The organism is Rhizobium sp. WSM4643 (assembly GCF_025152745.1).
Lineage (GTDB): Bacteria > Pseudomonadota > Alphaproteobacteria > Rhizobiales > Rhizobiaceae > Rhizobium > Rhizobium leguminosarum_I.
Map to the genome: position 1 here is coordinate 2,179,919 of NZ_CP104040.1, position 20,971 is coordinate 2,200,889.

The 20,971-nt window shown below is 61.2% G+C and carries 22 protein-coding genes; 16 read left to right on the forward strand and 6 right to left on the reverse strand.

What is annotated here, in order from left to right; all coding sequences use genetic code 11:
- The first annotated feature begins 96 nt into the window (after nucleotides 1-96).
- The 6 genes from N1937_RS11085 (at nucleotide 97) to N1937_RS11110 (ending at nucleotide 5,436) form a co-directional block, all read left to right on the forward strand.
- On the forward strand, nucleotides 97-2,397 hold the full coding sequence (locus tag N1937_RS11085) for a bifunctional diguanylate cyclase/phosphodiesterase (protein WP_260058768.1): 2,301 nt from the start codon (nucleotides 97-99) through the stop codon (nucleotides 2,395-2,397).
- Between the two features lie 272 nt (nucleotides 2,398-2,669).
- Nucleotides 2,670-3,434, forward strand: a complete 765-nt coding sequence (gene purC, locus N1937_RS11090; RefSeq protein ID WP_003540062.1) for a phosphoribosylaminoimidazolesuccinocarboxamide synthase — start codon at nucleotides 2,670-2,672, stop codon at nucleotides 3,432-3,434.
- Nucleotides 3,435-3,449: 15 nt separating this feature from the next.
- A complete protein-coding gene (gene purS / locus N1937_RS11095) occupies nucleotides 3,450-3,692 on the forward strand; it encodes a phosphoribosylformylglycinamidine synthase subunit PurS (protein WP_260058770.1) in 243 nt (80 codons plus the stop codon).
- A 44-nt stretch (nucleotides 3,693-3,736) separates the two neighbouring features.
- A complete protein-coding gene (locus tag N1937_RS11100; RefSeq protein WP_260058772.1) occupies nucleotides 3,737-4,291 on the forward strand; it encodes an RNA 2'-phosphotransferase in 555 nt (184 codons plus the stop codon).
- The gene (gene purQ, locus N1937_RS11105) at nucleotides 4,288-4,959 is read left to right on the forward strand and encodes a phosphoribosylformylglycinamidine synthase subunit PurQ (RefSeq protein ID WP_105006267.1); all 672 of its coding nucleotides are present in this window, start codon (nucleotides 4,288-4,290) and stop codon (nucleotides 4,957-4,959) included. Before N1937_RS11100 ends, purQ begins: the two co-directional genes overlap by 4 nt.
- A gap of 87 nt (nucleotides 4,960-5,046) precedes the next feature.
- Nucleotides 5,047-5,436, forward strand: a complete 390-nt coding sequence (locus tag N1937_RS11110; protein ID WP_260058775.1) for a hypothetical protein — start codon at nucleotides 5,047-5,049, stop codon at nucleotides 5,434-5,436.
- Between the two features lie 43 nt (nucleotides 5,437-5,479).
- Here N1937_RS11110 and N1937_RS11115 read toward each other — a convergent pair whose 3' ends face one another.
- Entirely contained in the window at nucleotides 5,480-5,737 is a 258-nt protein-coding gene (locus N1937_RS11115; RefSeq protein WP_260058776.1) for a DUF1127 domain-containing protein, read from the reverse strand.
- An 81-nt stretch (nucleotides 5,738-5,818) separates the two neighbouring features.
- On the opposite strand from N1937_RS11115, the gene N1937_RS11120 reads away from it, so the two are divergent.
- The 4 genes from N1937_RS11120 (at nucleotide 5,819) to N1937_RS11135 (ending at nucleotide 10,527) form a co-directional block, all read left to right on the forward strand.
- A complete protein-coding gene (locus tag N1937_RS11120) occupies nucleotides 5,819-7,237 on the forward strand; it encodes an aminotransferase-like domain-containing protein (protein ID WP_260058778.1) in 1,419 nt (472 codons plus the stop codon).
- 121 nt (nucleotides 7,238-7,358) lie between these two features.
- Nucleotides 7,359-7,922 carry an acyloxyacyl hydrolase gene (locus tag N1937_RS11125; protein WP_260058780.1) on the forward strand — a complete coding sequence of 188 codons (564 nt, stop codon included), beginning with the start codon at nucleotides 7,359-7,361 and terminating at the stop codon, nucleotides 7,920-7,922.
- Between the two features lie 117 nt (nucleotides 7,923-8,039).
- Nucleotides 8,040-10,274, forward strand: a complete 2,235-nt coding sequence (gene purL, locus N1937_RS11130; RefSeq protein WP_260058781.1) for a phosphoribosylformylglycinamidine synthase subunit PurL — start codon at nucleotides 8,040-8,042, stop codon at nucleotides 10,272-10,274.
- Nucleotides 10,275-10,293: 19 nt separating this feature from the next.
- Nucleotides 10,294-10,527, forward strand: coding sequence for a BolA/IbaG family iron-sulfur metabolism protein (locus N1937_RS11135; RefSeq protein WP_003540079.1), 234 nt, complete (start codon nucleotides 10,294-10,296; stop codon nucleotides 10,525-10,527).
- Nucleotides 10,528-10,561: 34 nt separating this feature from the next.
- Here N1937_RS11135 and N1937_RS11140 read toward each other — a convergent pair whose 3' ends face one another.
- Nucleotides 10,562-11,743 (reverse strand): hypothetical protein, encoded by a 1,182-nt coding sequence (locus N1937_RS11140; RefSeq protein ID WP_260058785.1) that lies wholly within the window; start codon nucleotides 11,741-11,743, stop codon nucleotides 10,562-10,564.
- Nucleotides 11,744-11,910: 167 nt separating this feature from the next.
- Between N1937_RS11140 and N1937_RS11145 the strand changes: the two genes are divergently transcribed.
- The 6 genes from N1937_RS11145 to N1937_RS11170 all read left to right on the forward strand — a co-directional run bounded on the left by N1937_RS11145 (nucleotide 11,911) and on the right by N1937_RS11170 (nucleotide 17,252).
- Nucleotides 11,911-12,141 carry a hypothetical protein gene (locus N1937_RS11145; protein WP_260058787.1) on the forward strand — a complete coding sequence of 77 codons (231 nt, stop codon included), beginning with the start codon at nucleotides 11,911-11,913 and terminating at the stop codon, nucleotides 12,139-12,141.
- Nucleotides 12,142-12,320: 179 nt separating this feature from the next.
- On the forward strand, nucleotides 12,321-13,142 hold the full coding sequence (locus N1937_RS11150) for a c-type cytochrome (protein WP_260058788.1): 822 nt from the start codon (nucleotides 12,321-12,323) through the stop codon (nucleotides 13,140-13,142).
- Between the two features lie 144 nt (nucleotides 13,143-13,286).
- Entirely contained in the window at nucleotides 13,287-13,622 is a 336-nt protein-coding gene (gene grxD / locus N1937_RS11155) for a Grx4 family monothiol glutaredoxin (protein WP_017964491.1), read from the forward strand.
- Nucleotides 13,623-13,759: 137 nt separating this feature from the next.
- Nucleotides 13,760-14,965 carry a multidrug effflux MFS transporter gene (locus N1937_RS11160; protein WP_032985091.1) on the forward strand — a complete coding sequence of 402 codons (1,206 nt, stop codon included), beginning with the start codon at nucleotides 13,760-13,762 and terminating at the stop codon, nucleotides 14,963-14,965.
- 36 nt (nucleotides 14,966-15,001) lie between these two features.
- Nucleotides 15,002-16,282, forward strand: a complete 1,281-nt coding sequence (locus tag N1937_RS11165) for a multidrug effflux MFS transporter (RefSeq protein WP_260058790.1) — start codon at nucleotides 15,002-15,004, stop codon at nucleotides 16,280-16,282.
- A gap of 229 nt (nucleotides 16,283-16,511) precedes the next feature.
- Nucleotides 16,512-17,252 carry a metallophosphoesterase gene (locus tag N1937_RS11170; RefSeq protein WP_260058792.1) on the forward strand — a complete coding sequence of 247 codons (741 nt, stop codon included), beginning with the start codon at nucleotides 16,512-16,514 and terminating at the stop codon, nucleotides 17,250-17,252.
- 43 nt (nucleotides 17,253-17,295) lie between these two features.
- On the opposite strand, the gene N1937_RS11175 is transcribed toward N1937_RS11170, so the two are convergent.
- From N1937_RS11175 to N1937_RS11190, 4 genes are read right to left on the reverse strand one after another with little or no spacing between them, the layout of a single operon-like run.
- A complete protein-coding gene (locus N1937_RS11175) occupies nucleotides 17,296-18,120 on the reverse strand; it encodes an inositol monophosphatase family protein (RefSeq protein ID WP_260058793.1) in 825 nt (274 codons plus the stop codon).
- Nucleotides 18,121-18,160: 40 nt separating this feature from the next.
- Nucleotides 18,161-18,988 carry an inositol monophosphatase family protein gene (locus tag N1937_RS11180; RefSeq protein WP_017964496.1) on the reverse strand — a complete coding sequence of 276 codons (828 nt, stop codon included), beginning with the start codon at nucleotides 18,986-18,988 and terminating at the stop codon, nucleotides 18,161-18,163.
- A gap of 47 nt (nucleotides 18,989-19,035) precedes the next feature.
- On the reverse strand, nucleotides 19,036-19,905 hold the full coding sequence (gene ttcA, locus N1937_RS11185; protein WP_222294815.1) for a tRNA 2-thiocytidine(32) synthetase TtcA: 870 nt from the start codon (nucleotides 19,903-19,905) through the stop codon (nucleotides 19,036-19,038).
- 60 nt (nucleotides 19,906-19,965) lie between these two features.
- The gene (locus tag N1937_RS11190) at nucleotides 19,966-20,895 is read right to left on the reverse strand and encodes a glutaminase (RefSeq protein WP_130682789.1); all 930 of its coding nucleotides are present in this window, start codon (nucleotides 20,893-20,895) and stop codon (nucleotides 19,966-19,968) included.
- Nucleotides 20,896-20,971 lie beyond the last annotated feature (76 nt).

The window sequence follows — 20,971 nt, forward strand, 5'->3', positions numbered from 1 at the left end:
TCGAGGAAAAGGCGCCATCCCGCTTGTTGAGCAAGTGCTTTCTAAGTCTTTCTTAATGGAATGACAGCAGACTGCACCGAGGTGAAGTAAGCGAGAATGCCCGTGAAGAAAGCCCATCCAGAAGCCGGTGATCCGCACGGCTATGCCGCAGCGGCCGAGACAGGCATCGGCAATGGGGCAGCGGCCGACGATTCCGATCCGGCCGAGCGCGAAAGCCGCTGGAACCATGCGCTCGTTGGCTCCGGCCTTGGCGTATGGGATCACAATTACCGTCTCGACACGAAATATTACTCGCCGACATGGAAAACCATTCGCGGCATGGCGCCCGACGAGGAAGCCGACGGCGATTACGAAGCTTGGCTGCAGCTCGTCCATCCCGACGATCGCGATTTCGTCGTCCATGCGATCGACCGGCAGAACGCCGGCGATCCCAATTACCAGATCTTCGAGTATCGAGAGCGTCACAAGGACGGTCACTGGGTCTGGATCGAGTGTCGCGGCGCCTGCGTCGAATGGGACGAGAACGGCGTGCCGACGCGCATCATCGGCACGGATACGGATATCACCGCCCGCAAGCAGGCCGAGGAGACGCTGTCGCGTTTGTCGCGCCGGCTCGATCTGGCGCTGGAGGTTTCCCGCATCGGCGTCTTCGAGGCCGATATCGAGCATGATAGCGTCGAATGGGACGATCGCCTTATCGCCATTTACGGGCTGCAGGGCGCCTCGCGCCAGATCGCCAGCGACGCCTGGGCGAAAAGCCTGCATCCCGACGACCGCGAGCGCGTGCTTGGCTTATCCGACCGCAGCGTCGAAAGCGGCCGCGATTTCCAGCAGGAATACCGCATCATCCGCGGCGACGGCGTCGAACGCGTCATCCGCGCCCGCTCGGCCTTCTTCATCGATGGCAACGGCCACCGCAAGCTGATTGGCGCCAACTGGGACGTCACCGAGGAAGTCGCGCTCCGCAACGAGCTGCAGCGCGCCAAGGATCTGGCCGAGGCGCGCAACCGCGAGCTCGAAGCCGCCAAGGAGAGCATCGAGCACTTGGCGCTGCACGATTACCTCACCGGCCTTCCGAACCGCCGCTATCTCGACAAGATGCTGGGCGAGCGTTCGGCCGAATGCCAGGCCAAGGGCGCGGCACTGGCGATCCTGCATATCGATCTCGACCGCTTCAAGCAGATCAACGACACGCTCGGCCATCGGGCCGGCGACGCCATGCTGCAGCATGCCGCCAGCGTGCTGAGGAATTCCGTCCGCGCCGCCGATTTCGTCGCTCGCATTGGTGGCGATGAATTCGTCATCCTCTGCGCCGTCGATCCCGCGTCGAAGAAGATCGGCGGCCTTGCCGAACGTCTTATCCGCGAATTGCGCAAACCTGTCAGATATGAGGGGCACGACTGCCGTTTCGGCGCCAGCGTCGGCATCGCCATCGACAGCGGACCGAAGCTCGACCCTAAGCAGATCCTGCTCGACGCCGATATCGCCCTCTATCGCGCCAAGGGCCTCGGCCGCAATCGCTTCGAATTCTTCTCGGCCTCGGCCCGCCGCGACATCATCTCCGCCAAGCATCTCGCCGACGAGATCCTGATCGGCCTCGAACGCAACGAATTCGTGCCCTTCTACCAGCTGCAGTTCGATGCCCGCACGCTGGATGTCACCGGTGTCGAAACGCTTGCCCGCTGGCAGCACCCGGTGCACGGGCTGCTGACGCCCGACCGCTTCCTCGATATCGCCGAGGATCTCGACGTCGTCTCGACCATCGACGCCCTGATCCTGGAGCGCGCCATTGCCGACCGGAAGGCGTGGCTGAAGGACGGGCTGCCGATCCCGAAAATATCGGTCAACGTCTCCGCCAGGCGGCTCGCCGATCCCGATCTGGGCAAGAAGCTTCGCGCCCTGAAGATCGAGCCCGGCACATTCTCCTTCGAACTGCTGGAATCGATCTCGCTCGACGATTGCGACGAGGCGGTGGCCGCCAACCTGAAAAAGCTGCGCAAGCTCGGCATCGACATCCAGATCGACGATTTCGGTACTGGCCATGCCTCGATCGTCAGCCTGCTGCGATTGAGCCCGAAGACGCTGAAGATCGACCGCGAGTTGATCCGCATGCTGCCGCAATCGGCCGAGCAGCGCAAACTCGTCGGCTCGATCATCGATATCGGCCGCTCGCTGAACATCCTCGTCATCGCCGAGGGTGTCGAAACGGCGGATCATATCCGGATTCTCGAAGAACTCGACTGTGACACGCTGCAGGGCTACGCGCTCGCCCGGCCGATGCCGGCCATGCAGATCCCCTCCTTCATCCGCGCCGGAAGCTGGCGCCACGGGCAAACCGCCGCTCGCGCGCTGCAGACGCAGCTTCGCCGCGCGCTGCCAGGCAGAGCCGCCAAATAAAAACCTGCATAAGCGGCCCGCCATTTCGCCTTCATTCCACCGTAGATGAAAAGGCGCTAAACTCCTCTTGCGAATTCATTCGATTCTCTTGGCAGTATTCCGTAAAATTGGAAACCGGGACCGCGAAATCTGGAAACCGGGGCCACGAAATCTGGAAACCAGGGAAGGAGCGACAGGCGGATTGTGAAACCCTCTCTTTTCCTTTAAGGGGACGCCACGAGATCGATCCACTCGCGCTATCCCAAGAGCGCCAACAATAGAGAATGACCACGATGAACCGTCGCCGCCGTATCTACGAGGGCAAGGCAAAGATTCTGTATGAAGGCCCGGAACCGGGCACTTTGATCCAGTTCTTCAAGGACGATGCCACTGCCTTCAACAAGAAGAAGCACGAAGTCATCGATGGCAAGGGCGTCCTCAACAACCGCATCTGCGAATATATCTTCAGCCATCTGAACAAGATCGGCATCCCTACTCATTTTATCCGCCGGCTCAACATGCGCGAGCAGTTGATCAAGGAAGTAGAGATGATCCCGCTGGAGATCGTCGTGCGCAATGTCGCGGCCGGTTCTCTCGCCAAGCGCCTCGGCATCGACGAAGGCGTCGTGCTGCCGCGCTCGATCATCGAATTCTATTACAAGTCCGACGCGCTCGACGATCCGATGGTCTCCGAAGAGCACATCACCGCCTTCGGCTGGGCAAACCCCGCCGAACTCGATGACATCATGGCGCTTGCCATCCGCGTCAACGACTTCATGACCGGCCTCTTCCTCGGCGTCGGCATCCAGCTCGTCGATTTCAAGATCGAATGCGGCCGCCTCTTCGAAGGCGATATGATGCGCATCATCCTCGCTGACGAAATCTCGCCGGACAGCTGCCGGCTCTGGGATATCGAAACCCACGAGAAGATGGACAAGGACCGCTTCCGCCGCGACCTCGGCGGGCTGCTCGAAGCCTATTCCGAAGTTGCGCGCCGTCTCGGCATCATCAATGAAAACGAGCCTGTGCGCGGCACCGGCCCGGTTCTCGTCAAGTAAGGCAGGAAAGACAAAGTGATCAAGGCTCGTGTCACCGTCACGCTGAAAAACGGCGTTCTCGATCCGCAGGGCAAGGCTATCGAGGGTGCGCTTGGCGCCCTCGGCTTCTCGGGCGTCGGCCATGTAAGACAGGGCAAGGTCTTCGACCTGGAGCTGGAAGGAACTGACAAGGGCAAGGCCGAGGCCGACCTCAAGGCCATGTGCGAAAAATTGCTCGCCAACACGGTGATTGAGAACTACGCAATCGCGATCGACTGATGATCACAGACCCGTCGTCCGGCGGATTTTGAGGATTTGGCGTCATGATGAAAGCAAAGCTGGAGACGGAAGTCTCCAAGTATATGAGCTATGTTTTACGTCATGCGCCTGATGCCGCGGGTTTGACGCTTGATAGCGAGGGTTGGGTGTCGTTCGATGAGCTCGAAAAGGTGTTGGCGTCGAAATACGACGTTTCCCGCGCCGATATTATCGAGATTGTCGACAACAATCCGAAGAAGCGTTTCACGCTCGCCGATGGCAGAATTCGCGCAAACCAAGGCCATAGCGTCGACGTCGATCTCGCATTGAACCAGGTTGAACCGCCCGCCGCTCTTTTTCACGGCACGTCTCTGACGAACTGGCAGTCGATCGAGCGCGAAGGCTTGAAGAAAATGCAGCGGCACCACGTTCATCTGTCGGCGGATGTCGAAACGGCAAAAATGGTCGCAGCCCGCCGCAAGGGTGAACATCTCATTCTGCATGTGGATGCTGCCCGCATGTTTTCAGAGGGTCATTCTTTCTTTGTCTCCGACAATGGAGTATGGCTCGCCGAAAGCGTTCCAGTTCAATATCTTTCGCTAGACGCAGGGACCCCATGAAATCAGCCGTCGTTCAACTTCCGGGCCTCAACCGCGACCGCGACATGATCGCCGCCTTGACCAAGATCTCCGGCCAGCCACCGGTGACGATCTGGCAGACGGAAACCGAGATCCCCGACGTCGATCTGATCGTCATCCCCGGCGGCTTCTCTTATGGCGATTACCTGCGTTGCGGCGCGATCGCCGCCCGCATGCCGGTCATGCAGGCGATCATCGACAAGGCTGCAAAGGGCGTGAAGGTGCTCGGCGTTTGCAACGGCTTCCAGATCCTCGTCGAGGCCGGCCTGCTGCCCGGCGCGCTGATGCGCAATTCCTCGCTGAAATTCGTCTGCCGTGAGATCAAGCTCGAAGTCGTCAACGCTGAGACGGACTTCACCCGCGCCTACGCGCAGGGCCAAGTCATCCGCTGCCCAGTTGCCCATCACGACGGCAATTATTTCGCCGACGAAGCGACGCTGGCCGCGATCGAGGGCAATGGCCAGGTGGTGTTCCGTTATGCCGAGGGCACCAATCCGAACGGCTCGATCAACGACATCGCCGCCGTCATGAATGAAAAGGGCAACGTGCTCGGCATGATGCCGCATCCCGAGAACCTGATCGAAGCTGCCCATGGCGGCTCGGACGGCCGTGGCCTCTTTGCCTCGGCGCTCGACGTCATCGCCGCCTGAGTCAATGCCTTGCCCAAAAAACACAATGCGGTCTTGGGCAACGGCATGCACCCAAAAATCCTTCCGTCCGGATCTGGAGCACGATTGATGCGCCCTCGCCTCGCCAACGCCGCCCTGTTTACCGCTGTCGCAACCATGGTCGCAGCCTGCCAGACGCCGGCGCCGACAGGCCCGAACCGCGCCGCGCTGCCGACCATGGAACGCGTGGCGCTCGGCGCCAATGCCTGCTGGTTCAAATCGGGCGATCCGGCCTTTGCAGCCTATAAGCTCGCGCCGGAGCTCAATTCCTTCTCCGGCCGGCCGCGTATCCTGCTTGTCCACAAGGGCAGCCCGGAAAGCCGGCCGCTGCTCGTCGTTCAGGCCGAGGGAAGCCCGTCGCGCCTGCAGGCCTTCGGGCCGATGATGCAGGAGCCGGTCGCAGGCCGCATCACCGCCGACGTCAATCGCTGGTCGACAGGCAACAAGGCCTGCAGCTGATCGCCCAATCAGCCCTGAAAGAATGATCTGCCCAAAAGCATGATCAATCCCAGAAAAACGACTTGCTGACTTCGCGCGCCGCGTCGGACTGTGACACTCCGATATCCTTAAGCTCGGTCGCAGTCAGGCCCCTCAGTGCGCGCCGGCCTTCCCGCTTCTGATGCCAAAGAAGAATAGCGGCCCAGATGCGGCCCAGGCGCGTCGTCGCCTCGGCGGGCGCGACGGGGAGGACGATCTGTCTCCTGTCTTCGTAAGAGACAATCGGTACAATCGGCATTTTGATCTCAGGTAAGGCAGACATTCCAGGAATCCTCTCGGCGTGCCATTGGAATTGACTCATACGCTTGACCGATACAATGTGCCAATATATACAATTGTCACCATGACAAATTGGCTTCCCGATATTTCCCGCGGTTCCGGGCCGGTCTATCTCCGGCTTGCCGACAGCATCGAATCCGCCATATCAAGCGGCGCCCTGCCCGCCGGCAGCAAGCTGCCGCCGCAGCGCAACCTCGCCTACGACATCGGGGTGACAATCGGCACGATCGGCCGCGCCTATGCGCTGGTGCATGAGCGCGGCCTGGTCGCCGGCGAAGTGGGGCGCGGCACCTATGTGCTGAACCGCTCCGAGACGCCGCCCGGAGAGCAAATCGATCCGCTGACCGTCTCGCTCGGCGGCACCCGCATCCAGGATGCGCCCGCCAACAAGATCCGCTTCGATACGACAGCCGCACCCGATCTCGGCCAGGGCAAGATCATCGCCGGCATCCTCGCCGAGATCGGCGAGCAGCATCTTGCGGAAATCTCTTCCTATTCCCGGAGTTTCCCGCGCAACTGGTTTGAGGCCGGCCGCCTGTGGCTTGCCCGCAGCGGCTGGACGCCGGACGCTGAAAACATCGTGCCGACTCTCGGCGCTCATGCGGCGGCGATATCAGTCGTCGCCGCCGTCTCGGCGCCGGGCGACAAGATCGTCTTCGAGGATCTCACCTATACCCAGGTCAGCCGCAGCGCCCGCCTTCTCGGCCGCCGTACGCTGACGGTCGATTCCGATGAGCTCGGCGTGATCCCCGAGGATTTCGAGCGGCTCTGCCAGCAGCAGCATCCGAAGATCGCCTTCCTGATGCCGACCGTCCACAATCCGACGCTGGCGATCATGCCCTATGAGCGGCGCGCGGCCATCGCCGCAATTGCCAGGAAACACAGTGTCTGGCTGATCGAGGACGACCTCTACGGCGGCATGGCCGACGACGATACGCCGCTGCTGGCCTCGATTGCGCCCGATCGCACCTTCCTCGTCAATGGCCTGTCGAAAGCGGTCGCCGCCGGCGTGCGCGGCGGCTGGGTCGCCTGCCCGCCGCATTTTGCCCAGCGCATCAAAGTGACGCACAGGATGATCACCGGCGGCCTGCCCTTCATCCTGGCGGAGACCTGCGCGCGCCTTGTCGAAAGCGGAATGGCGCACGAGATCCGCAAGGCAAGTGTCGAGGAACTCTCCCGGCGGGTCCGGCTCGCCCGCGAACAGTTGCAGGGCTTCGATTTCGAATCGCACCCGCACGCGCCCTTCCTCTGGCTGAAACTGCCGGAGCCCTGGATGTCGGGCACCTTCAAGAATGCCGCCTTCCGCGATGGAGTGCTCGTCGACGACGAGGACGAGTTCAAGGCGGCGCGGGGGGAGAGGCCCTATCATCGCGTTCGCGTCGGTTTCTCCTCGCCGAAGACAGGGCAGGAACTGATCTCGGGACTGATGATCCTGCGCCGGCTGCTGGAAAATGGCGGCTCCGCCTATGATGGCGAAATATGATGTGTTGCAAATACACGTCATAGTCTAAAAAATCATCTCGCCCGGGTCCTGCCGCTTTACCCATCGAACCGTCATGCTACCTCTTGTCATCCCCTCAGGTGAGGGAATCAAAGGACAGCATATGACGATCGACTTCGGAAAAGTCGCTCTGCTATTGTTGGGTATAGCGTCAGTGGCAACGGTGGCCGGCTCGGCAAGTGCAGGCGAGCAGATATTTGATGAATTACGCTTCGGCGCTTCGGCCTCGGTGCAATCGGGCAACTCCAGGGAAGACGGCGTCTTTCCCGAAATTACCGCTCTCTTCGATCCTTTCGGCTACGACACGGCGGTCGGCTGGCAGCAACAACTGTTGCATCCCCGCCTCCATCTCGGCACCTCGATCGGCACGTCGGGCGAAGCCACTCAGTTCTTCACCGGCTTCACCTGGACGGTCGATTTCAACGAGAAGCTCTTTGCCGAAGCCGGCTTCGGCGGCGTCATCCATACCGGCGATCTCGAGGGCAATGATGACGGCCCGGAACTCGGCTGTCGCGTCCTCTTCCACGAATATCTGGGCGCCGGCTATCGTTTCAACGCCCACTGGAATGTCATGGCCCAGTTCGCCCATTCCTCGCACGCCAATCTCTGCGACGGGCCGAACGACGGCATGACGCGCGCCGGCTTGCAGGTCGGCTACAAGTTCTGAGTGGTTGCTCTTTTGGATAGGTCTGCCCGCCCTCTGTTGACGGCGGGCATTTTCCTGTCGCGCGTCGCCGCTACATAAGCTAAAGACAGCGCAAAACGCGCCAGGGACTTTCCGCTCATGACCATTCCAAACACCATCCCGATCACGCCGGAACTCATCGCAAGCCATGGCCTGAAGCCGGACGAGTACCAGCGCATTCTGGATCTGATCGGCCGCGAACCGACGTTTACCGAGCTCGGCATCTTCTCGGCCATGTGGAACGAGCACTGCTCCTACAAATCCTCGAAGAAATGGTTGCGCACGCTGCCCACCAAGGGGCCGCGCGTCATCCAGGGCCCGGGCGAAAATGCCGGCGTGGTCGACATCGATGACGGCGATTGCGTCGTCTTCAAGATGGAGAGCCACAACCACCCCTCCTATATCGAGCCCTATCAGGGGGCTGCGACCGGCGTCGGTGGCATCCTGCGCGACGTCTTCACCATGGGCGCGCGCCCGATCGCCGCGATGAACGCGCTGCGCTTCGGGGAGCCGGATCATCCGAAGACCCGCCACCTCGTCTCCGGCGTCGTCTCCGGAGTCGGCGGCTACGGCAATTCCTTCGGCGTGCCGACGGTCGGCGGCGAGGTCGAGTTCGACGCTCGCTACAACGGCAACATCCTCGTCAACGCCTTTGCCGCCGGTATTGCGAAGTCCAACGCCATCTTCCTGTCCGAAGCCAAGGGCGTCGGTCTTCCGGTCGTCTATCTCGGCGCCAAGACCGGCCGTGACGGCGTCGGCGGTGCGACGATGGCGTCGGCCGAATTCGACGAATCGATCGACGAGAAGCGCCCGACCGTTCAGGTCGGCGACCCCTTCACCGAGAAGTGCCTGCTGGAAGCCTGCCTCGAGCTGATGAAGACCGGCGCCGTCATCGCCATCCAGGACATGGGTGCGGCCGGCCTCACCTGCTCGGCCGTCGAGATGGGCGCCAAGGGCGATCTCGGCATCCTGCTCGAACTTGACAAGGTGCCGGTCCGCGAAGAGAGGATGACGGCCTACGAGATGATGCTGTCGGAAAGCCAGGAGCGCATGCTCATGGTGCTGCAGCCGGAAAAGGAAGAGGAGGCCAAGGCGATCTTCGTCAAGTGGGGCCTCGATTTTGCCATCGTCGGCTGGACGACCGACGACCTTCGCTTCCGCGTCATGCACCAGGGCGAAGAAGTCGCCAACCTTCCGATCAAGGATCTCGGCGACCAGGCGCCGGAATATGATCGACCCTGGCGCGAATCCGGCAAGCATGCCCCGCTGCCCGCCAATCTCGTCGCCGCACCCGAAGATTACGGCCAGGCGCTGCTGCAACTCGTCGGCTCCGCCAACCAGTCGAGCCGCCGCTGGGTCTATGAGCAATACGACACGCTGATCCAGGGCAATTCGCTGCAGCTTCCGGGCGGCGATGCCGGCGTCGTGCGCGTCGACGGCCATCCCTCCAAGGCGCTCGCTTTCTCCTCCGACGTCACCCCGCGTTATGTCGAGGCAGACCCCTTCGAAGGCGGCAAGCAGGCGGTCGCCGAATGCTGGCGCAACATCACCGCGACAGGCGCCGAACCGCTTGCCGCCACCGACAATCTGAACTTCGGCAATCCCGAAAAGCCCGAGATCATGGGCCAGCTCGTTGAGGCGGTGAAGGGCATCGGCGAGGCCTGCCGCGCGCTGGATTTCCCGATCGTGTCAGGCAACGTCTCGCTTTACAACGAGACCAACGGCGTCGCCATTCTGCCGACCCCGACGATCGCAGGCGTCGGCCTGCTGCCGGACTGGCGCAAGATGGCTTGCATCGGCACTGCCAACGACGGCGACAAGGTGATCATGATCGGCGTCGACGGCAGCCATCTCGGCCAGTCCGTCTATGTGAGAGACGTGCTTTCCAGCCGCGAAGGTCCGGCACCGGAGGTGGATCTGTTTGCCGAGCGCCGCAATGGCGATTTCGTTCGCTCCGTCATCCGCAACGGCCAGGCGACCGCTTGCCACGACATCTCCTCGGGTGGCCTTGCCGTGGCGCTCGCCGAAATGGCGATGGCCTCGGGCAAAGGCCTGACGATCGATCTGAGCGAAGGCAAGGGTGCGCCGCATGCGCTGCTCTTCGGTGAGGATCAGGCGCGCTACGTCCTCACCTTGCCTGCCGATGTCGCCGATTTCGTCTGCGTCAATGCAGAAGGTGGCGGCGTTCCTTTCCGCCGTCTCGGCACGGTCGGAGGAACGGCGCTCGTCGTCGGCGATCTCATCTCGCTGCCGATTCAGCAATTGCGCGATGCCCATGAATCATGGTTCCCTGACTTCATGGAAGGCCGCGGCGAACTTGCCGCTGCGGAATGATGCGCAAGGAGTAACGATCATGGCCATGAAACCCGGCGATATCGAAGACATGATCAAGGCTGGGATTCCCGGTGCCAAAGTGACGATCCGCGATCTGGCGGGCGACGGCGATCACTACGCCGCCGAAGTCGTCGCCGAAGCCTTTCGCGGCAAGAGCCGCGTGCAACAGCACCAGATGGTCTACGAGGCGCTGAAGGGCAATATGGGCGGCGTGTTGCACGCGCTGGCGCTGCAGACCTCGGCGCCGGAATAGAGCCGACGCAATCCGGACGGACGATGCCCGGCCCTTAGCCGGCCATTCTCTTTTCGTCGGGATCGGCAAAGACCGAGGCCGGCATCGGCCCAGATGTCAAAAGTGTGAAGTCGAAGGGCGCCTGCAGATCAGGCCCAAGCACATATTGCCGGTGGACGCGCAACTGGTCCGTGCGGATCTTGCGGTAGTGCTCGCGCGTCAGCATCTGCTTGACGCGGATCAGGATCATCTTCGCCTGAGGCGCATCCGCATGGCCGGAGACGGCGACGACCGGCACCTTGTAAAAATTGATCGAATCCGTCAGGCACTGCACATCGAGCCAGGAAATCTCGGGACAGCGGGCGATCAGCCCGACACGGGCGCGAAGCAGCTTTGCCGATGACATGAGCGCACATTGCAGGATGGCGCTGCCGAGGGTGGCAAACACCACGCGCTTGCCTTTGAATATCTCCGGCTCTCTTTCCAGCAATATGCCGATGACATGGGCGGCGACGCTCGATCCCATGCTGTGCGAGGAAATCACATATTCGTCCGCCTCTTCGTCAAGCGCCTTGCGCACGCCAGCGGCCCGGTCTTCCAGCCAGTTGTTGAAATCGGCCCGGTCTATACGGCCGAGCGCCACGGCCATTTTCCAATCGGCAAAGAGATGCAGCGTATGGAAACGCTCGGAAAACGGCAGGAAGGCGAAGATGAAGAAACAAAGCGCCAGCGGCCCGCTCCAGAGCATGTGCCACGGCGAAAAGCTAAGAGCATAGGGCAGGATGGCGATCTGCGCCGTCAGCGCGATCGCCAGCGCGGTCAGCAGGAACGGGAAAAGGAAGAACAGGCCGAAGCGCCAGGCATGGCGGAAATAGCCCCGCATCCCGCCTTCGAGCATGATCTCGGCGCAGCTTCGGAAGCCCGCTATGATCTGGCTCAGCGTGTTGCCGGCACGCAGTCTGCGCACCAGTGCATCGTGATCGACCATATGGATCCGGCTCTTCGTCTGCCAGCCGGGGGATCCGGCCCCTGCCTCCGGCGCTGTGGCCTTCTCACCCGTCGTGACCACGAAACTGACCGGATCGCTCCTCCCGTCCGCTGCCCCTGTCTCAACCGAATAGCCCCAAACGGCTGCACTCTGCCTCGCCGAACGCTCGTAGCGCGCCCTGTGAGCAACGCCGTCAAGCGGCTCGAAGCCCGGGAAATGCAGGACGACCCGCTTCTCGATCAGTTTCATTCCGCTCTTCCGGCCGGGCAAATGGCCGGCATGTTGCTGCGATCCGGCTGCTGTGCCGCTGATATCGGCAAAAAAAGGCAGCTATGATCTCGAAGCCGTCTTGCTAACCGAACTCTTCCGGAATTCAATAGCATCCATGTCGATTCCACCACGAACGGAGGGGTTTTGTGGCCGACCTAGTCAAAGAATTGGTATCGGGCGTCGTCGACAGCGTGCTGAAGGAGATCCTGAAGAAAACCACCGGCCGCGCCACGACGAAGCGCAGGAGGCGTAAGACACGCCCCGCCGCGACGACCATAGCTGCGCGCAAGACGATCTCGGCCAAACCCAAGCCTCCCCGCAAACAAGTCAGCAAGCGCCGCACTGCCGCCGGCCGCAGCCGTCAACGCCGCAGTTGAGGTACAATGAAAATGTGAGCAGTTTTCGGACGAATTATGCTCCGGCAAAGTGCCGTCACACTCACGTTCTGGATCGACCTTCCGAGCGTCGCCAATACCCCGGCTCAAGATGCTGCGGCAACGCAAAAGCCGACGCTTCGCCTATCCCGCCTCCACAACGTCATTGAAGGCCCGAACCGATGAAACGCATTTTGAAAATCATTTTCGCGGCCATCGTCGCGATCTGTCTCATCGCCGTTGCCGGCGTATACGCCCTGTCGGAGATGCGTCTCTCCAGGACCTATGACGTCGCAGCGGCCGATTTCACCGTCAAAACGACGCTGTCTGCGGAAGAAGCCGAACGCCGCGCCCGTACGCTGATGTGCGGCGGCTGTCATCACGATGCCGGCAACGTGCTCATCGACGAGCCGGGCGTCGGCCGCATCGTGGCGCCGAACCTGACCCGCTTCGTGCCCATGTACAGCGATGCTGAACTCGTGCGCCTCATCCGCCACGGCATCAAGAAAGACGGCACCGGTGTCTTCATCATGCCGGCAAGCAACTTCGCCAATATCACCGATGACGACATGGCGGCGATCATTGCCTGGCTGCGCAGTCTGAAGCAGCTTCCCGACGCGGTGGTGGGAACGACGCAATGGGGACCGCTCGGGCGAATCGGCCTGGCGCTCGACAAAATCCCCTTCGAAGCCGATCTGGTGCCCGCCGTCATCACCCCTGCCGCCACGCGTCCGGCCGATATCGGCGAATATGCCTTCAGGACCGACTGCAGCCATTGCCACAATCTCGATACGGCAAAGCAGTCGGAAGCGTTCCTGGCACCGGCGCTTAAGCCCCTGGCGCAATCCTATTCGGCTGCCGACTTCAAGACGCTGCTGCGCACCGGCAAGGGTGTCGGCGGCCGCGATCTCGGCGTGATGACGCAGGTTTCACAATGGGATTTCAGCCACGTCACCGATACTGAAATCGAGCAGATTCAGATCTATCTCGCCCACCGACCGTAACGCGACGGCAACAACCCGGCAACGGCCTGCCCGAATTGGTCTTTTTTTGGTTCGGGCGGCTGGAATTCCTGCTGTCGCATGCTATTTAAAGGCAACGATTGAAACGGTGGGCCTTTAACCCGCCTGTTGAAAGGATTAGGTCCCATGAGCGGTATTCACGAATTCATCGACAACGAAATCAAGAGCAACGACGTCGTCCTCTTCATGAAGGGTACGCCGCAGTTTCCGCAGTGTGGTTTCTCCGGCCAGGTCGTGCAAATTCTCGATTACATCGGCGTCGACTACAAGAGCGTCAACGTGCTCGCCGATTCGGAAATCCGCCAGGGCATCAAGGAATACTCCAGCTGGCCGACAATCCCGCAGCTTTACATAAAGGGCGAGTTCGTCGGCGGCTGCGACATCGTCCGGGAAATGTTCCAGGCTGGTGAACTGCAGCAGCACCTCCAGGAAAACGGCATCGCGGTGCGCGCCGCCTCCTGACCGGTCACCGGGCGTCCGCCCGGTTTCCAAATCTGTATCTTGAGTCCGAGGCGCTGCGGCAAGCAGCGCCTTAGCCTGTTTATGGGAATTTCATTGTGACAGATTCATCACAAGCCGTGTCCGCGGGCCGCCTGCCCATGGGCAAGCGAGAATTTATCGCGCTCGCCGCCTTCCTGATGGCCGTCAACTCTCTGGCGATCGACATCATGCTGCCGGCCTTGCAGCAGATCGGCGCCAGCCTCGGCGTCGAGAGCGAAAATCACCGGCAATTCGTCGTCTCCACCTATCTGCTCGGCTTCGGCTGTGCCCAGCTGTTCTACGGGCCGCTCTCTGACCGTTTCGGTCGCCGCACGCCGCTTTTGATCGGTCTCGTCATCTATATCCTGTCCGCCATCAGTATCGTCTTCGTGCCGTCCTTTGCAGGGTTGCTCGCCCTGCGCTTCGTGCAGGGCGTCGGTTCGGCCGCAACCCGCGTCATCACTGTCTCCATCGTTCGCGATATCTATGGCGGCCGGCAGATGGCCGAAGTCATGTCGCTGATCATGATGGTCTTCATGATCGTACCGGTCATTGCGCCCGGCACCGGCCAGATCGTCATGTTCTTCGGCAACTGGCACCTGATCTTCCTCTTCATAGCTACCATGGCGACTGGTATTGCCGTCTGGGCCTATCTCCGCCTGCCGGAAACATTGCATCCCGCCAATGTCCGTCCCTTCACCGCCCGCTCGATCTTCGGCGCCTTCAAGCTGGTGCTGACCAATCGCGTCGCGCTCTGCTACACCATCGCCAGCACCTTCATCTTTGGCGCGCTGTTCGGCTTCATCAATTCGGCCCAGCAGGTCTATGTCGGCATTTACGATCTCGGCGTCTATTTCCCCTTCGCCTTCGCCGGCGTGGCGATCTTCATGTCGCTGTCGTCCTTCTTCAATTCGCGCTTTGTCGGCAAGCTCGGCATGCGCCGGCTGTCGCACGGCTCGCTCATCGGCTTCATCGCCATCAACGCCATCTGGCTGATCGTCCAGATGGCCAGCACTGAGCCGATGCCCTTCGCACTGTTCATCTCGTTCTTCGGCCTTGCCATGTTCCAGTTCGGCTGGATCGGGTCAAACTTCAATTCGCTCGCCATGGAGCCGCTCGGCCACGTCGCCGGTACCGCCTCCTCGGTCCTCGGATTCATGAGCACGGTCGGCGGCGCCCTCATCGGCGCCGGCATCGGCCAGGCCTTCGACGGCACCGCGCTGCCGATGGTCGCGGGTTATTTCTTTGTGTCGATCATTGGCCTTGTCTTTGTGCTGATCGCCGAGAAGGGCCGCCTCTTCCAACAGCAGAACCCGGCCGTCTGAACGGCCGGCCTCCCTCGCATTCGGAATCTCAATTAAATGACGCCGTCGCATAAACCGCACCAGGAAAACCAGGGCTCCGGCCGCATCGGCATGGGCTTTGGCGAATTCGTCGTCACCATCGCCATCATGACCGCCAGCGTCGCCATGGCAATCGACAGCATGCTGCCGGCTTTGCCCAATATCGGCAATTCTCTCGGCGTCACCAATACCAACGACGCGCAGCTGATCATCGGCGTGTTTTTCTTGGGATTCGGCGTCTCACAGATCTTCTTCGGCAGCCTTTCGGATACGTTCGGCCGCCGCAACATCCTGCTCGGCGGCCTCGCCTGCTATGTTGTCGGAATGTTTGCCGCCGCAGCAACCGGCAGCTTCGAAATGCTGCTCGTCATGCGCTTCATTCAGGGTGTGGGCGGTGCTGCTGTGCGCATAACGACCATGGCCATGGTACGCGACTGCTTCGGTGGCCGCGAAATGGCCCGCGTCATGTCCTATGTGATGATCGTCTTCATGATCGTGCCGATCGTTGCCCCCTCCGTCGGCCAGCTCATCATCCTCTATGCCAACTGGCACTGGATTTTCATCCTGCTCGGCATCATCGCCACCATCCTGTTCGTCTGGGCTCTCCTGCGGCTGAAGGAATCGCTGCCGCCGGAAGAACGGCTGCCGCTGTCGGTCGGCTCTGTCGTCGATGGCTTCAAGACCGTGCTCACAAACCGCATCACCTGCGGCTATATGATCGGCCTCACCATGTTCACCGGCGTCATCAGCGCTTATGTGATCTCGGTGCAGCAAGTGTTCGGCGAGGTCTATGGCCTTGGCGACTGGCTGCCGATCGCCTTTGCGGCCACCGCCGGCGGCATCGCCGTCGCCAATTTCGCCAACGGCTTCTTCGTGCGCACATTTGGCATGCGCCGCATCTCGCACGCTGCCCTGCTGATCTTCACGGCGCTGTCGGCCATCGGCTTTTTCCTCGCACTGGCCGGCAAGCCGGATTTCGCCGTCGCCTACGGCATCTTCTCCATCGTATTGATGATGTTTGCCGTGATCGCCACCAATTTCACCGCGATCAGCCTCGAGCCGATGGGCAATCTCGCCGGCACGGCAACCGCCATCACCGGCTTCGTTTCGACGACGGCCGGCGCCATCCTCGGCGGCCTGGTCGGCCAGATGTTCAACGGCACGGTGCAGCCGCTCTTCGGCGGCTTCGCGCTCTTCGGCACGGTGACGATCGCCGCCACCCTCTGGGCGGAAAATGGCAAGCTGTTCACCCACCCCGGCGACAGCACGCAGATCGATCCGGGTGCTGCTCATTTCTGAAATAGGAAGCGTCGCAAAAGACTGATTTTGCGACGCTCTGCGAACCTCAGGACGGTCGGGTTCGCCTTGCCACGGAAACGATTTTCGGTATGCCTTTTCAGAAGACACCAGAGCATGATGCCGAAAAGTGTGCGCGGTTTTCGGACGACATCTATTTAACCTAGAACAGGATTCAGATTTTAGGCCGAACAGGCCTAAAATCATCCTGTTCTAAGCAAGGACGAACGAAATGGCTGTTGCTCGCTCCGAATGGTTGCCCGCTATTCGCGAGATCGATCCAGCTATTGCTGTGTGTGCAATAGGCGACGTTCACGGACGTGCCGATCTTCTGGCGGAGATTCATTTCAGCATCGCCAGAGAAATTGACCTGATCTCGCCAGATGCCGCTCACTGTGTCCATTTGGGCGATCTGATCGATCGCGGCCCGGAAAGCTTGCGCGCCCTGAAGCTGGCAATGGAAGGCATCGCAGGCGTAGAGAGCCACACGCTCATTGGCAATCATGAATACCGCCTGCTTCAACTGCTCGAAATGCCGGACGCCGAAATGATGGAACGCTGGCTGAAAAATGGCGGCGCAGAGTTCTTCGAGGAATTGGGCGTCGATCCCAATGGTCGCTGGGAACAGCCGGTAGCAAAGCACTTGGGTAAGCAGCTTATGGAATGGCTACATTCTTTGCCTCTAAAGCTGCAGTTCGGAAAGCTGCTCTTTGTTCATGCAGGATTAGACCCCAACATATCTATAGAACGCCAGACCGCCGACACGCTCGCATGGATTCGCGAGCCCTGGCTGTCTTCGGAAGGGCCGTATGAAGATGGTCTGGCTGTCATTCACGGCCATACACCAGTCGCTGAGGCTGCTCTTGGCAACCAGCACAGAATCAATTTGGACACAGGCGCCTGTGAAACGGGCACACTCAGCGCGCTTCTAATCCATGGCAACAAAATGAAGCTTTTGCAGACCGGCAATTAATGGCTCTGTCATCGCGGACCCGATCTGTCGGGTTTCTATGCGTTCAAACCGTGAAGACCTCACGCCGCAGCACGTCCCATGAGGCCTTGTCGGGCGCAATCAGCAGCCCGCCATCGAGATGATGCGGCATGTAGGGCGAGCCGTCGAAGCGCGCCGCATAGGCGCCTGCTTCCAGCGAGATCAACGTGCCAGCAAGGTGATCCCAAGGCATCAGCTTGTTGTACATGAGGTAATGCACATGACCGCCGGCAAAGGTGCGGTATTCGTGGGCGGCGCAGCGGTAATTGGTGAGGAAGCGCACCTTGGCGAGGTTGGCGAGCACTTCGGCGCGCTTTTCCTTCGGCAAGTAGCCAGTCGAGGCCATGCCGACCATGTGCTCCAGTTCGACGGGCGCTGCGACCGACAGCCGCTCGGCGCCGCCATCAGGCCGCTGCAGCCAGGCACCGCCGCCCTTTTCCGCCATCACCCAGTCGTCTCCCATCGGATCATAGATGATGCCGGCAATCGTCTCGCCGCCGGCGATGACGGATGCCATGACGCCGAAGGCCGGGATGCCGGCGGCGAAATTGAAGGTGCCGTCGACCGGATCGACGACGATCGCGAGATCGGCATGTTCGAGGCTGCGGAGCAAATCAGGATCGGCCGCGACCGATTCTTCGCCGAGGAACAGCGCGCTCGGCCAGAGTTGCGCAGCTTCCGCCTTGATCATCCGTTCCGCCTGCTCATCGGCCTCGGTGACGAGATCGGTCGCCTCGCTCTTGGCTCGAACGTCTGCCTGGCCGAGCCGGCGAAAGCGCGGCAGGACCTCCGCCTTCGCCGCGCGCCGCAGCAGATCGGCAAGAACGGTCACGTCGACGGTCGAAGTCATGTCAAATCCTCACGCTCAGGTCTCTCAGGAGAAGCTTGAATCAGATGCCGACGATCTCGCGCCGGATGAGCTGCCAGCTCTCCCGGTCGGGCGCAGAGATGATGCCACCCGTCGTCTCGCCGGGGCGATAGGGCGTGCCGTCGAATTTCGCCGTATGGCCGCCGGCCTCCTGATGCGCGAGCACGCCGGCTAGGTGATCCCAGGGCATCAGCTTCGCATGGCCGATGAAATGCATCTTGCCGGAAGTGACCATCCAATATTCGTAGGCCGAGCAGTTGAAGGCGAAGGTCATGCGGATCTTCGCCATGTTGGCGCAGATACGGGCGCGATCCGGTTCGTCCATGTGGCTCCATGACAGGCCACCGACCATCTGGTTCAGGCTAGCAGGCTCGGCGACCTTCAGCTTTGTCGACTGCCCGTCCCGACGTTTCAGAAAGGCGCCTGCCCCCCTGATCGCGGTCACTGTGTCGCCGAGAACTGGATCGTGAATAATGCCGGCGACCGTTTCACCCCTGACGGTCACCGCCAACATGGTCCCGAAGACAGGAAGCCCGGCGGCGAAATTGAACGTCCCGTCGACAGGGTCGATGACGAAGGCGAGCTCGGCATCGGCAAGGGCCGGCACGACGGACCTGTCGGCGTCATAAGCCTCCTCGCCGACGATGAGTGCTGCGGGAAAGCGCTCTCTCAGCGCCGCGGTGATCCGCTGTTCGGCAAGCAGGTCAGCCTGCGTCACCAGATCGATTGCCGACGTCTTTTCCGAAACATCGGCAGCGTCGAGATTGCGGAAACGCGGCATGATTTCGGCGCGCGCCGCCTCCCTGACGCAATCGCCGAGAAAGAGAATATCCTGATCTGAAATAGTCATGCGAAATCCTGTCCGTCATATAATGAGCAGCCTGCTTAGCTGGCTTTTCATGAAGGATCGGTGACACCAAGGGTGGAAAAGTCGAAGAGTTTCGGGTCGAGCAGATGCGACGGGTTCACATGCGACAGCGCCCGCAGCATCGTATCCTTGCGGCCCGGCATCCGCCGCTCGATATCGGCGAGCATATCCTTCATCGCATTGCGCTGCAGCCCGTCCTGCGAACCGCAGAGATCGCAGGGAATGATCGGAAACTGCATGGCGACGGCGAATTTCGCGAGGTCGTCCTCCGCGGCATAGGCCAGCGGCCGCAGCACCATCAGATCGCCCTCGTCGTTCAGAAGCTTCGCCGGCATCGAGGCGAGCCGGCCGCCATGGAAGAAATTCATGAAGAAGGTTTCGAGAATGTCTTCGCGGTGGTGGCCGAGCACCAGCGCATCGCAACCCTCCTCCCGCGCGACGCGGTAGAGATTGCCGCGACGCAGCCGCGAACAGAGCGAACAATAGGTGGCGCCTTCAGGCACCTTCTCCTTCACGATCGAATAGGTATCCCGATACTCGATCCGGTGCTGAACGCCGATCTTGGTGAGATAATCCGGCAGCACGTGTTTGGGGAAGTTCGGCTGGCCCTGGTCGAGATTGCAGGCGATGAGTTCGACCGGCAGCAGCCCGCGCCATTTGAGATCGAGCAGCAGCGCCAGCAGCCCGTAGGAATCCTTGCCGCCGGAAAGGCCGACCAGCCAGCGCTTCTGGCCCTTCAGCATATCGAAATCGTCGAAGGCCTGGCGCACCTGCCGCAGCAGCCGCTTGCGCAGCTTGTTGAAAGAGACGGAACGCGGCGCATCGGCAAACAGCGCATGGCCGCTGCTGTCGGCTTCGCCACTCTCCAAATCATCGGCGATATTGGCTGCGATATTCATTGCTTCGTCCTACAGAAATTCCACACTTGCTCTACCAGAAACCCGCCTGGCAACACAGCGTCAATCGCCGAAAACCGACCAGCCGGTGCGCGCTGCGAGCATTTCCAACGCCGCGGCGCCGAGCTGCGAATTGCCGACCTTGTTCAGCCCCGGCGACCACACTGCGATCGAGGCAATGCCCGGCGCCACCGCGAAAATGCCGCCGCCGACGCCGCTCTTGCCGGGCAGGCCGACATGATAGGCGAAGTCACCCGAGCCATCGTAATGGCCGCAGGTCAGCATCAGCGCATTGATGCGACGCGCCCGCTTCGGCGAGACCACCGAATGGCCGGTCGTCGGATTGCTGCCGCGCGCCGCCAGGAACAGCCCGGCGCGGGCCAGCTGCTCGCAGCTCATCGACAAGGCGCATTGATGGAAATAAACGCCGAGCACGTGATCGACGGGATGGTCGAGATTGCGGTAGGCGCGCATGAAGTTGGCAAGCGCGAAATTGCGATATCCGGTCTGCGTTTCCGAGCGCGCCACCTTGTCGTCGATGGTGATTGACTCGTCATCGGCAAGATAGCGCACGAAACGCAGCAGCTCGCCGATTGCCTCGCGCGGCGCATGGCCGGCCATGACGACGTCGCTGACGGCGATGGCGCCGGCATTGATAAAGGGGTTGCGAGGGATGCCGCTCTCGTGTTCGAGTTGGACGATAGAGTTGAAAGCCGATCCGGAAGGTTCGCGCCCGACGCGCTTCCACAGCCCCTCGCCGACCTTGCCGAGCGCCAGGGTCAGCATGAAGACCTTCGATATGCTCTGGATCGAAAAGGCGATATCGGCATCGCCGACACGATAGACCCTGCCGTCGACGGTGACGATCGCCATGCCGAACTGCTTCGGGTCGACCTTGGCGAGCTCGGGAATATAGTCCGCGACCTTGCCCTCGCCGATCCGCGGCTGGATATCGGCGTAGATGCTATCGAGGGTCGCCTGCAAATCTGCCATTGCTTCTCTCCAGATCGCAAAAAAGCCGCTCGAAAGAGCGGCTTTCCGTATATCGACGCATGCTGTTGTCTCGCAA

Bases quoted from the DNA above. Each gene is read 5' to 3' on its own strand.
- N1937_RS11085 (WP_260058768.1), top strand. From the start codon at position 97: ATGCCCGTGAAGAAAGCCCATCCAGAAGCCGGTGATCCGCACGGCTAT.
- purC (WP_003540062.1), top strand. From the start codon at position 2,670: ATGAACCGTCGCCGCCGTATCTACGAGGGCAAGGCAAAGATTCTGTAT.
- N1937_RS11100 (WP_260058772.1), top strand. From the start codon at position 3,737: ATGATGAAAGCAAAGCTGGAGACGGAAGTCTCCAAGTATATGAGCTAT.
- purQ (WP_105006267.1), top strand. From the start codon at position 4,288: ATGAAATCAGCCGTCGTTCAACTTCCGGGCCTCAACCGCGACCGCGAC.
- N1937_RS11110 (WP_260058775.1), top strand. From the start codon at position 5,047: ATGCGCCCTCGCCTCGCCAACGCCGCCCTGTTTACCGCTGTCGCAACC.
- N1937_RS11115 (WP_260058776.1), bottom strand. From the start codon at position 5,737: ATGTCTGCCTTACCTGAGATCAAAATGCCGATTGTACCGATTGTCTCT.
- N1937_RS11120 (WP_260058778.1), top strand. From the start codon at position 5,819: ATGACAAATTGGCTTCCCGATATTTCCCGCGGTTCCGGGCCGGTCTAT.
- N1937_RS11125 (WP_260058780.1), top strand. From the start codon at position 7,359: ATGACGATCGACTTCGGAAAAGTCGCTCTGCTATTGTTGGGTATAGCG.
- purL (WP_260058781.1), top strand. From the start codon at position 8,040: ATGACCATTCCAAACACCATCCCGATCACGCCGGAACTCATCGCAAGC.
- N1937_RS11135 (WP_003540079.1), top strand. From the start codon at position 10,294: ATGGCCATGAAACCCGGCGATATCGAAGACATGATCAAGGCTGGGATT.
- N1937_RS11140 (WP_260058785.1), bottom strand. From the start codon at position 11,743: ATGAAACTGATCGAGAAGCGGGTCGTCCTGCATTTCCCGGGCTTCGAG.
- N1937_RS11150 (WP_260058788.1), top strand. From the start codon at position 12,321: ATGAAACGCATTTTGAAAATCATTTTCGCGGCCATCGTCGCGATCTGT.
- grxD (WP_017964491.1), top strand. From the start codon at position 13,287: ATGAGCGGTATTCACGAATTCATCGACAACGAAATCAAGAGCAACGAC.
- N1937_RS11160 (WP_032985091.1), top strand. From the start codon at position 13,760: ATGGGCAAGCGAGAATTTATCGCGCTCGCCGCCTTCCTGATGGCCGTC.
- N1937_RS11165 (WP_260058790.1), top strand. From the start codon at position 15,002: ATGACGCCGTCGCATAAACCGCACCAGGAAAACCAGGGCTCCGGCCGC.
- N1937_RS11170 (WP_260058792.1), top strand. From the start codon at position 16,512: ATGGCTGTTGCTCGCTCCGAATGGTTGCCCGCTATTCGCGAGATCGAT.
- N1937_RS11175 (WP_260058793.1), bottom strand. From the start codon at position 18,120: ATGACTTCGACCGTCGACGTGACCGTTCTTGCCGATCTGCTGCGGCGC.
- N1937_RS11180 (WP_017964496.1), bottom strand. From the start codon at position 18,988: ATGACTATTTCAGATCAGGATATTCTCTTTCTCGGCGATTGCGTCAGG.
- ttcA (WP_222294815.1), bottom strand. From the start codon at position 19,905: ATGAATATCGCAGCCAATATCGCCGATGATTTGGAGAGTGGCGAAGCC.
- N1937_RS11190 (WP_130682789.1), bottom strand. From the start codon at position 20,895: ATGGCAGATTTGCAGGCGACCCTCGATAGCATCTACGCCGATATCCAG.